We start from the raw sequence: 9,447 nt of genomic DNA, 5'->3' as shown, positions 1-9,447 counted from the left end.
TCGGTGGTTTTGGCGAGGGGGAAACACCCGGTCCCATTCCGAACCCGGAAGTTAAGCCTCTCAGCGCCGATGGTACTGCATGGGAGACTGTGTGGGAGAGTAGGACACCGCCGGACTCATATTGCAGAAAGGCCCCGCCGGATTCGGCGGGGCCTTTCTCATTTCTCCCCGTGCAGTGGCGGTACGCGGAAGCAGCGCGCCATCTCGGCTGTTCTACTTGACATGGAACACGCGAGATCGCGGATGCGATGACCGCCGCATCAGCCGACGCCACCGAACCCCTTGTCGTCCGAGACTTCGACGTTCCGCGCGCCCGGATCTTCGATGCCTGGACCGACCCCGGCCAACTCTCCCGCTGGATCAGCCCGGAGGGATGCACCTCTCCGCGCGACCTCATCACCATCGATCTGCGCATCGGTGGCCGTTATGACTACTGCCTGGTCCAAACGTCCGACGGCATCCGCTTCTGGATGCGCCAGCAGATCACCGCCCTGGAACCATCGGCCTTGCTGGCCTTCACCTCTGGGCCGATGCCAGAACTCGGTCACCCTGATCCGGTTACTACTCGCATCGAGTTGCGTGAGCACGCTGCCGGCACACGTATGACCTTCATCCGCCCCTACCCAGCCGACCGTCGGCCCGCCGCCGCAGCAGGCTGGAACCGTTCCTTCGACCACCTCACCCAACTGGTGGCCGCGCCCTAGGCACGCGAGCAGACGTCGGGTCATGGCGGGACTCTCACGTCGGCTCGGCTGCCATCGTCGGGGTCAGTACTTGGGCGTGGGCAGGGCGAGCTTGTCCCATAGCTCCGCCAGCCCTTGGGTGCGTTCGTCGTCGCGGCCGTCCTCCACGTGGGTGTAGAGCTTGAGGATCAGCCTGCGAGCGGCTCGTATCGTTCGACGCTCCAGGCCTCCAGGCGCTCCAGAGCCGTGTGTACGGGCTCGAACGTCGCCGGGAACAGGAACAAGCCGATGTCGGCGAGCGCGGGAGCGCTGATCCCCTTCTGGTAGAGGGCGGACTCGAATGGCTCGGATCACCGAACCCTCGCTCACACCGCTCTCTTCCATCTGGTCGTAGACGAGATCCACCCACGGGTCGCTCGCCAGCAACTCACCGAGCCGGACCGCGACCCAAGGGTGCAGCCCCTCGTCACCACCCCTGGCCGGGTGGGACTCGCGATGCGCGTACTGGAGCATCTGGCTCGCTCGCTCTTTCTCCTTCTGCCCGATAAGGACGTGCCCTTCAAGATGAGCCGCATAGCCCGCGAGTGTGCCGTCGCACATTCCTCGTGTGTGGCTGAGCGGCTCCAGGGCCGCCGCTGGATCGCCGCTTTGGATGAGGAGGTTGCCGAGCAGGAGGCCGGCGACGTCTCCGGAGTCCGTGCCCTTGCAGGCCTCGAAGACCCGCTCGAACCCGTCCCGGGCGGTGTCCAGGTCGCCGGTGAGCTGGGCCGCGAGGACGTCCCGTGTCGGCGATCTCGGTCAGCACCTCCCGTGCCTGGGCAGCGTCACCCGCCCTGTACGCCGCCAGGCCGCCCTCGACCTCGACCGGAACAGGGCTCAACGGATCGGCAGGGAGCGGAAGGGCCCGTCCGTCAGAGTTGAGCAGGGATTCATCGGTCATGTGGCCGCCTTCTTTGGAGAACGCATACACATGATCCTGTCGTAAGCGGCAGACACCCGATCCCAGGCGTGGGCGAGCCACCGGCGCAGGCGATCCGGCCGAGGGGTGGAAGATCGGGCGCTCGGTGGCGATGATCGATCGATGGATGCCCGAGCCCGTCGAACCACTCCTGCGACCGTGAGGCGCCGGACCGAGGTCAGCGCAGCATGACCGGCCACGGTGAACGTCCGCTGCTCTTTCTGGACGTCGACGGGCCGCTTCTCCCGTTCGGTGACGGCCCGGAGGGGGAGCGGCGGACCACACCGGACACTGGCCTTGCGCGGCTCACCGTGGAGCTAGGGCGCAGGCTGGCGGCGCTACCGTGCGACCTTGTCTGGGCCACGACCTGGGAAGACGAAGCGAACACCGAGATCGCCTCCCGTATCGGGCTGCCCCGGCTGCCGGTGGTGAAGTGGACGGACCCATCCGACGATCACGAGCGCGAGGACCGGTGGTTCGGGCTCTGCTGGAAGACCCGGACGCTGGTGACCTGGGCGTCCGGACGCCCGTTCGCCTGGGTCGACGACGAGATCACCGACGCCGACCGCGAATGGGTCTCCGCGCGCCATGGCGGCCGGGCGCTCCTCCACCGCGTGCCGTCATTCCGAGGCCTCGGCGACGATGACTTCGCGGTTCTTGATCGCTGGCTTCGGACCGCGTGAGTCACCCTTCATCCACCAGGCCTCCCGCGGGGAGGATCGGTGTGTGAGGGTGCACCAGCACCAAAACTGGTCGTCACGTCCCGGCCAGATCCGTGAGAACAGTCGCCAGGTCGTCCGGCCCAGCAGCAGGACTCCCTGGTCGAGGGTTTCGCCGAGCCGGAACTTGTCCCCGGCGACCGCTTCGGGGCCGTGCCGGAAGGCCCACCCTCGTGTGCAGCCGGTGCCCGCCGCCGGGCTCCGGCACGTACGCGGCGAACCTGCTCGGCCACCTCGCGCACCCGCGGATCATCGGGTTCGGCGATCTCTCCCGCATCGTCCGCGTCCGCCAGGGACGCGCGGGCCCGCTGCAATGCGCTGTTGACGGCCGCGACGGTGGTCTCCAGCTGCGCCGCCACCTCGGCGGCGGTGAATTGCAGCACGTCCCGGAGTACCAGGACGGCACGCTGCCTGGGCGGCAGAACCTGCATGGCCGCCACCACCGCCAGCCGTAGGTCGCCTCGCACGTCCGCATCGAGGCGCACGTCGGGAAACGGCTGGAGCCAGGGGACGTCGAACACCGGTGTGAGCGGAGCCGCGGGATCGTCGCTGGGCATGCCCAGCCTGGACGGTAGCGGCCGTCGTGAACGCCCTTCCAGCGCGGTCAGGCAGGCGTTGGTCGCGATCCGGTAGAGCCAGGTCCGCACCGACGCGCGTGTGTGGTCGTAGCGGTCGCGCGCCTTCCACGCCCGCAGCATCGTCTCCTGCACCAGGTCCTCGGCCTCATGGAACGAGCCCAGCATCCGATAGCAGTACGCCACCAGCTCACCCCGGCACGGTTCGAGCTCCATCCGCCCATCCTGGCGCATGACCGGCAGACCAGTCCGATGCGGGTGCCGTCGGCTCCTGCGGGTCACTCGGGCAGATCGCGTACGGGCAGGTCGAACATGGCCGCGAGGTCGATCGTCTTGCGAGGGGTCGAGCATTGCCTGGCCAGGCTGGTCTGGTCGAGCCGGCCGTTACGCGCTTGGAACAGGAACCGCGCGGCGGGATGCTGCCGCATCTCGTCCGTGGTGAGCTCGCCGGCGATGCGCTGTGCTGCGGTGACCAGGGCGGGGAAGGACGACTGGAGTTCTGATGACCATTCTTCGACCGCCTCCAGCCAGCTGCGCGTGGCGTCGGGTGCCGCGGAGAACTTCGCGGCAGTTTCAGCCAGCTCAGGCCACGTGAAGTCCCGCCAAGGCTTGGCTTTCAGGACGGGCAACTGCCATTGGCGTTTGACGATGGACCAATGGTCCGCGTGCGCTTTCACCGAATGGACAGTGAACCCGGGCAGGCATAGCGCGGTCAGGTTCCAGCCGTGGCAGGCACCGGTGTCCAGGCCGAAGACCCTGCCGTCGCGGATCAGCGGCTCATGCCCGGTGACGTGGTGGCCGAACACGACCGGCTTGGTGTCGGTGTAGTGGTCGTGCCAGTGGCTGCCGGGGAACAGCGCGGTGAGCTCCCGTTCGCCGCTGGTGGTGCCGCAGAGCATTTCTTCCTTCTGGTCCGCCAGCGGGATTCCTGGCAGCATCGCGGCGTGGACGACGCGGACATGGTCGTTCTCGAAGTAGTACGGCAGCGTCCGCATCCAGTCGACTGTTTCGGTGTAGCGCTCGCCCAGCTGCAAGCGGGTGATCTCCTGTGCGTAGGAGAAGATCCCCCGCACATGCTTGCGCTCGTGATTGCCCATGACCGCGACCGAGTTCGGACGTTCGCGGAAAAGGCCGACCACCGCACCCGGCGCCGGGCCGCGATCGACCAGGTCGCCGACGCTGACCAGCAGATCTTCCGGCTGGAGGTCGACTGTGTTGAGGAGTTCTTGCAGTTCGTCGAAACAGCCGTGGATGTCGCCGATGATGATGGTGCGCCGCACTCGGCGAGGGTAGGCAGGCATCCGTTCAGCGTGCAATGGATTATGTTTCGCCGACCACGGGCGGACCATGACAGCCTCTGCCTGTGAATCGGTCACGCAAGGAACAGCCCCCGCCTCGCACGCGGTGGTCCGTTCGTGGGCTGACGCTGCCGACTCGCCTCATCGAACTCATGACCGCCGGACAGTGGCGGCACCCCGGTGAGCGTGCGCTGAGAGCAGCCATGCCGTGGTTCACGGACCCCCTGGACTTCCCCGCCGATGTCGATCAGATCCGCCGAGAGACCCGGGCACTCGATCACCTGGCCGACAGCGACGATCTCGCCCGGTTGTTCCGGGTGGCTCGCGGGGGCGCCGGCCCGGACCCGGTGGAGCTGCCCTGGCTCGACGTCGAGATGGCCGTTCTCATCGCGGTCTGCCGCTACGCCGGCGATGACGTCGCCGTCGCACTCGACTACCGCACCAGCACCACCGACCCCCGCGTGGTCGCAAGTGACATCTGGACCGATCCTCATCAGTACGCTTGGCGCACCGTCGCCGCGACCTTCTCCGCCTTCACCGGAGCCCTGGGCCTGACCGGACCGCGGCACTACCGCTACGTCGGACCCGCCGAAATCCTCCAGCAGGTCCAGGCCGGCCGCCACGGGCAGGCCATCACCTCCCACCACGACCTCGCCATCTGGCTCGCACAGCAGGCCGCGCAGGACCAAGAGGAACCGTTCACGTTCGTCATCGACCTGACCGGGACGCTACGACTCGCTCCGCAGCGCAGCGAGCATGTGGTCTGCGCCGGTGGTGAGGCGGTCCTGAGCGCGGGCGAGATCACCTTCACCCGGGACCGCGACCGCTGGGTGGTCGGCGAGATCAGCAACCAGTCGACGGGCTACTGCCCTGACGTGTCCTCCTGGCAGGCCGCTGCCGCGGCCCTCGACCGGGCCGGTCTCGACCATCCCACCGCCTTCTCCCACCCGATCACCTTCCGGCGCTGCCCTCAATGCCACCAACGCAACATCGTCAAGGACGACCACTACGTCTGTGCCGTCTGTGAGACGCCCCTGCCCGACTACTGGAATATGGACGATCCGGCCCGTGAGACCGGAGCGTAGGTCTGGCGCCTCATCCGCGAGCGTCGGTGAGTTCCGCCTTCCGGCGCAGGAGGGTCGAGCGGCGCCGGTGCGCCCGGACGGCGACCAGGACCGCCGCGGTGACGAGGACCGCGTTCACCGCCAGGGCGAGGACGAGACCCCGGTCCCGGACGGCGGCGAGCGTGACCGTGACGGTGGTGGTCAGAAGCGCGGCGGCCAGACCCAGCCAGGCGCCGATCACCCGGTCCAGGGCGAACAGCGGGGCGCGCCGGGTGGCCGACCAGATCCCGTGGCCCGTCCAGGCCAGGCACACCAGGATGAGCAGTGCGAAGGACAGGCGAGTGCGGTCGGGAAGCGGCCCCGGCTCGGTAGCCCACAGGACCGTGACGAAGACCGTCCCGGCCAGGCCGGACAGCAGTGCCGCGACACCTCGCAGCCGTCGCCTGCGCGACAGCATCGGGGTCAGCCGCTCCAGCATCTCCTCCGCGGACGTGCGCGGTTCGTCGTTCATCGCCGATATCCCTTCTCGATCAGGTGCTCGCGCAACCGGCGCCGCGCACGGTGCAGGCGCGACTTGACGGTGCCGGCGGGGACCGCGCAGATCTGGGCGCATTCCGCGATCGAGAGGTCCTCCAGGTAGAACAGGATGAGGATCTCCCGTTCGGGGAGCGGCAGGTCCGCCAGGGCCGCGACCAGTTCGGCCCGGTCCACGACCTGCTCGGTGAGGTCTTCGGACGGTGGTTCTTGGGCCTCGCCCGGCCTCTCGGCGGTCGTGTACTCGTGGCGGAGCCTGTCCAGAACGGCCCGCCTGGCGATGGTGAAGAGCCAGGGTCTGAACCGGCCCGGATCGGCCAGCCGGGGCAGCCCCCGCAGGACGGCGACCCAGATCTCCTGGGCCACGTCGTCCGCCCGCTCGGCGTCCAGCATCCGCCGGACGAACGTCCACACCGGGACGTGCCATCGGTCCACGAGCTCGGCGAACGCCTCCGGCTCCCCGAGCTGGCAGCGGACCACCAGCAGTTCGTCGTCCATCCTCGACCTCCCGTCCCCCTCACAGTCGGCGGAGAAGGCCGTCAGGTTCACGCCCCCCCGGGCGTCAGCCCGCGCCGACAGCAGGATGGCGGAGGAAACGCAACGCGAGGGCGGCGCCGGCGAGGCAGACCGTCCCGGCCGTGAGGACCGCCGCGTGCAGGCCGCCGAGGGTGGCCAGGGCCGGGCTGGTCGTCGGAGCCAGGGCGTCCGCGCGGGCGGTGACGATGGCGGCCAGGCCGGCGGTGCCGATGCCGCCGAGGAACTGCGGGAGCTGGGACAGGCCCCCCGCGGTGCCCTGCTCGTCGTCCCGCAGACCGGACGTCATGGCGGTGATGAAACCGACCACCGTCAGGACGTGCCCGAATCCCATGGCACCGGACGTCGGCAGGAGGACGGCCAGGCCGTCCTGCGCGGGGAGCAGCACCATCGCCCCGGTGCTGAGGCCCTGCACGGTCAGGCCGAGTCCGATGACGCGGGCCGAGCCGAGTGAGGCGATCAGCCTTGCGGCGAGTGCACCGGCGACCAGTGCCGTGGCGCCTTCGGCGAGGTAGGCCGCGCCGGTGGCGAGGGGCGAGTAGCCCAGGACGTCCTGCATGTAGAGGCTCAGCAGAACGGTCGTGCCGCCGCACATGCCGAACGTGACGAAGCCGAGAAGGCCGCTCCACTTCACGGTCGCCCTGTTCAGCAGGCCGAGCGGGATCAGCGGGGCCGGGTGCCGCCGCTCCACCAGGAGGAACGCGGTGAGGGACAGCGCGGCCAGGGCGAGCGAGGCCAGCGTGGGCGGGCTCGCCCATCCGGCATCGGCGCCGGTCGAGATGCCGTACACCAGGGCGAACAGGCCGACGCTCGCGAGGGCGGCGCCGGGCACGTCGAGCCTGGCCGGGACGCGCGTGCCGGCCCGGGGGAGGACGGTGGCCGCCCCGAGCAGCACCAGCGCGCCGACGGCGGCCAGGAACAGCATGGTCCAGCGCCAGTTCAGCCCGCTGGTGATCAGGCCGCCGCCGAGGGTGCCGAGGACGAAGCCCAGCGACAGCACGGCGCCGTTGACGCCGAGGGCCCGGGTACGCCGCGGGCCTTCGGGGAAGACGGTCGTCATCAGCGCGATCGCGGTCGGCGCGATCATCGCGGCGGCGGTGCCCTGGCCCACGCGGCCTCCGATCAGCATCGCCGGGCCGGTCGCCAGCCCGGCGATCAGCGAGAACGCGCTGAACAGGGCGACGCCGAGGGTGAAGAGCCGGCGGCGGCCGACGATGTCGGCGACGCGGCCGAACAGCGGCAGCAGGCTCGCGGTCGGCAGCAGGCAGGCCGTCGCGACCCACTGCAGGGAACCGGCGTTCGCGAAGCCGAGGTCGCGTCCGATCTCCGGCAGCGCCACGGTCACGATCGAGAAGTCCAGCCCGGTCATGAAGGTGGCGCCGCAGAGGGTGATCAGGATCAGCGATCCTCGGCCGCCCAGCCGGCTCGTCTCTTGGGTATGCGGGTGTCGGGTCTCGGTCACGGGCTCCAGGGTGGGGTGGGCGGCGGGCGTTACCCAGGCCTCTGCTGGGGTGCGCCCCGCGGTGCCTACACCTGGCAGGTACAGGCAGGGCACGGGCGGCAGGAGGCATGCTGGACGGCATGGCGCGGCACTCCGAACTCGGCCAGTTCCTCCGGACGCGGCGGGCGCGGCTGCGTCCGGAGGAGTTCGGGCTGCCCGACTACGGCGGGCGGCGGCGCGTCCCCGGGTTGCGTCGCGAGGAACTGGCGCAGCTCGCGGGCGTCAGCGCCGGGTACTACGCGCGCCTCGAGCAGGGGCAGAGCCAGAACGCGTCCGACGCCGTCCTCGACGCGCTCGCCCGGGTGCTCCGGCTGGACGAGACCGAGCAGGAGCACCTGCGGAGCCTGGCGGGCCGGAAGGCGAAGGCCCGGCGGCGCCCGCGGCCCGAGCGGCTGCGCCCCGCCGTCCGGCTCCTCGCGGACGCGTTCGGCGACGCTCCCGCGCTGATCCTGGGCCGCCGCTACGACGTGCTGGCCTGGAACCGGGCGGCGCACGCGCTGCTCGCCGGGCACCTGCCCTTCGAGGCCCCGGAGGACGTCCGCGACCGGCCCAACATCGCCCGTCTCGTCTTCCTGGATCCGCACACGCGCGAGCTGTACGCCGACTGGCGGGCCAAGGCGCGGGACACGGTCGCCGACGTGCGCCGGTGCGCCGCCCGCTACCCGGACGACCCGGAGCTGACCGGCCTGATCGGCGAGCTCACCGTGCACAGCCCCGAGTTCGCGGCGCTGTGGGCCGCGCATCCCGTGCAGGACTGCGCCGTCCGGCACACGCGCGAGTTCCGGCATCCGCTGGTGGGGGCGATGACGCTGAACAACGAGATGATGGAGCTGTCGAACGACGAGGGGCAGCGCATGGCCGCGTTCACCGCCGACCCCGGCTCCCCGTCGGCGGAGGCGCTGCGCCTTCTCGCGCACCTCGCCGCCGAGGAGGCGCCCCAGCCGGGCGCCTCGGTCAGGACTCCAGGGACGTCAGGAGTGCCGCGAGGTCGTCCAGTTCGTCCTCGCTGAAGACGTGGATGCCCGAGCGGCGCAGCAGCGCGGTCGTCACGCCGGTGCCGGGTATCGGGGAGCCCGTGAAGGTGCCGTCGTAGATGCGGTGGCCCCCGCAGGACGGGCTGCCCTCCTTGAGCAGCGCCACGCGTGCGCCGGACCGCCGCGCCGCGTCCAGGGCCAGCCGGGCGCCGCGCAGGAACTCCTCGGTCACGTCCTCGCCGGTGCCGGTGCGGATGCGGGCCGTCCCGTCGAGGACGTCGCCGCCGTCGCCGCCGACGATCTCCGCGGGCGGGCGCGGCACGGCCAGGCCGCCCGACACCTCCGGGCAGAACGGGACGAGACGCCCTTCGGTGCGCCACCGTTCGACGAGGCCGCCGCCCACCGGCTTGGCCGTCCCGTCATAGCGGACGGGCCGTCCGGCGAGGCATGAGCTGACCAGAATGCGCTCCACCCCTCCAGCCTAGACGAGTGATTCCTAATGATCGCGATGTGCTGAAGCGGCCCCGGCATGCGAAGAGGGTGTCCAAGATCAATGTGTGAAAACCGACCTGGACACCCTCGTGATCGCACTGTACGTCAAGATCGA

General features: G+C 70.2%; 11 protein-coding genes and 1 rRNA gene. 5 read left to right on the top strand and 7 right to left on the bottom strand.

All coding sequences use genetic code 11. The annotated features are described in order from the left end of the window. Together rrf and ABGB11_RS42010 are read left to right on the top strand one after the other, a co-directional pair. Positions 1–116 (top strand): 5S ribosomal RNA (rrf, locus tag ABGB11_RS42015). 132 nt (positions 117–248) lie between these two features. Beyond that, positions 249–704: an SRPBCC family protein gene (locus tag ABGB11_RS42010; protein ID WP_347641285.1), complete on the top strand. Its 456-nt coding sequence runs from the start codon at positions 249–251 to the stop codon at positions 702–704. Positions 705–767: 63 nt separating this feature from the next. Here ABGB11_RS42010 and ABGB11_RS42005 read toward each other — a convergent pair whose 3' ends face one another. Then, the gene (locus ABGB11_RS42005) at positions 768–1,433 is read right to left on the bottom strand and encodes a hypothetical protein (protein ID WP_347641286.1); all 666 of its coding nucleotides are present in this window, start codon (positions 1,431–1,433) and stop codon (positions 768–770) included. A gap of 396 nt (positions 1,434–1,829) precedes the next feature. Between ABGB11_RS42005 and ABGB11_RS42000 the strand changes: the two genes are divergently transcribed. Beyond that, positions 1,830–2,324, top strand: coding sequence for an HAD domain-containing protein (locus tag ABGB11_RS42000; protein WP_347641284.1), 495 nt, complete (start codon positions 1,830–1,832; stop codon positions 2,322–2,324). An 8-nt stretch (positions 2,325–2,332) separates the two neighbouring features. On the opposite strand, the gene ABGB11_RS41995 is transcribed toward ABGB11_RS42000, so the two are convergent. Next, positions 2,333–3,169, bottom strand: a complete 837-nt coding sequence (locus ABGB11_RS41995; RefSeq protein WP_347641283.1) for an RNA polymerase subunit sigma-70 — start codon at positions 3,167–3,169, stop codon at positions 2,333–2,335. A 44-nt stretch (positions 3,170–3,213) separates the two neighbouring features. Next, a complete protein-coding gene (locus ABGB11_RS41990; RefSeq protein ID WP_347641282.1) occupies positions 3,214–4,215 on the bottom strand; it encodes a metallophosphoesterase family protein in 1,002 nt (333 codons plus the stop codon). A gap of 221 nt (positions 4,216–4,436) precedes the next feature. On the opposite strand from ABGB11_RS41990, the gene ABGB11_RS41985 reads away from it, so the two are divergent. Beyond that, positions 4,437–5,318 carry a hypothetical protein gene (locus ABGB11_RS41985; RefSeq protein WP_347641281.1) on the top strand — a complete coding sequence of 294 codons (882 nt, stop codon included), beginning with the start codon at positions 4,437–4,439 and terminating at the stop codon, positions 5,316–5,318. Positions 5,319–5,328: 10 nt separating this feature from the next. Here ABGB11_RS41985 and ABGB11_RS41980 read toward each other — a convergent pair whose 3' ends face one another. From ABGB11_RS41980 to ABGB11_RS41970, 3 genes are all read right to left on the bottom strand, one after another. Next, the gene (locus ABGB11_RS41980; protein WP_347641280.1) at positions 5,329–5,808 is read right to left on the bottom strand and encodes a hypothetical protein; all 480 of its coding nucleotides are present in this window, start codon (positions 5,806–5,808) and stop codon (positions 5,329–5,331) included. Next, a complete protein-coding gene (locus tag ABGB11_RS41975; protein WP_347641279.1) occupies positions 5,805–6,329 on the bottom strand; it encodes a sigma-70 family RNA polymerase sigma factor in 525 nt (174 codons plus the stop codon). The genes ABGB11_RS41980 and ABGB11_RS41975 overlap by 4 nt, the downstream gene beginning before the upstream one ends. Positions 6,330–6,393: 64 nt before the next feature. Then, complete coding sequence (locus tag ABGB11_RS41970; RefSeq protein ID WP_347641278.1) at positions 6,394–7,827, bottom strand: MFS transporter; 1,434 nt, start codon at positions 7,825–7,827, stop codon at positions 6,394–6,396. A 107-nt stretch (positions 7,828–7,934) separates the two neighbouring features. On the opposite strand from ABGB11_RS41970, the gene ABGB11_RS41965 reads away from it, so the two are divergent. Beyond that, positions 7,935–8,876 carry a helix-turn-helix transcriptional regulator gene (locus ABGB11_RS41965; RefSeq protein ID WP_347641276.1) on the top strand — a complete coding sequence of 314 codons (942 nt, stop codon included), beginning with the start codon at positions 7,935–7,937 and terminating at the stop codon, positions 8,874–8,876. Here ABGB11_RS41965 and ABGB11_RS41960 read toward each other — a convergent pair. Then, complete coding sequence (locus ABGB11_RS41960) at positions 8,821–9,312, bottom strand: DUF523 domain-containing protein (protein ID WP_347641275.1); 492 nt, start codon at positions 9,310–9,312, stop codon at positions 8,821–8,823. The genes ABGB11_RS41965 and ABGB11_RS41960 overlap by 56 nt on opposite strands. Between the last annotated feature and the right edge of the window lie 135 nt (positions 9,313–9,447).

This window comes from Actinomadura sp. B10D3 (assembly GCF_039871695.1).
Taxonomy (GTDB): domain Bacteria; phylum Actinomycetota; class Actinomycetes; order Streptosporangiales; family Streptosporangiaceae; genus Spirillospora; species Spirillospora madurae.
The sequence above is the reverse complement of the archived record's forward strand: the minus strand, read 5'-3'. Positions and strand labels throughout refer to the sequence as shown.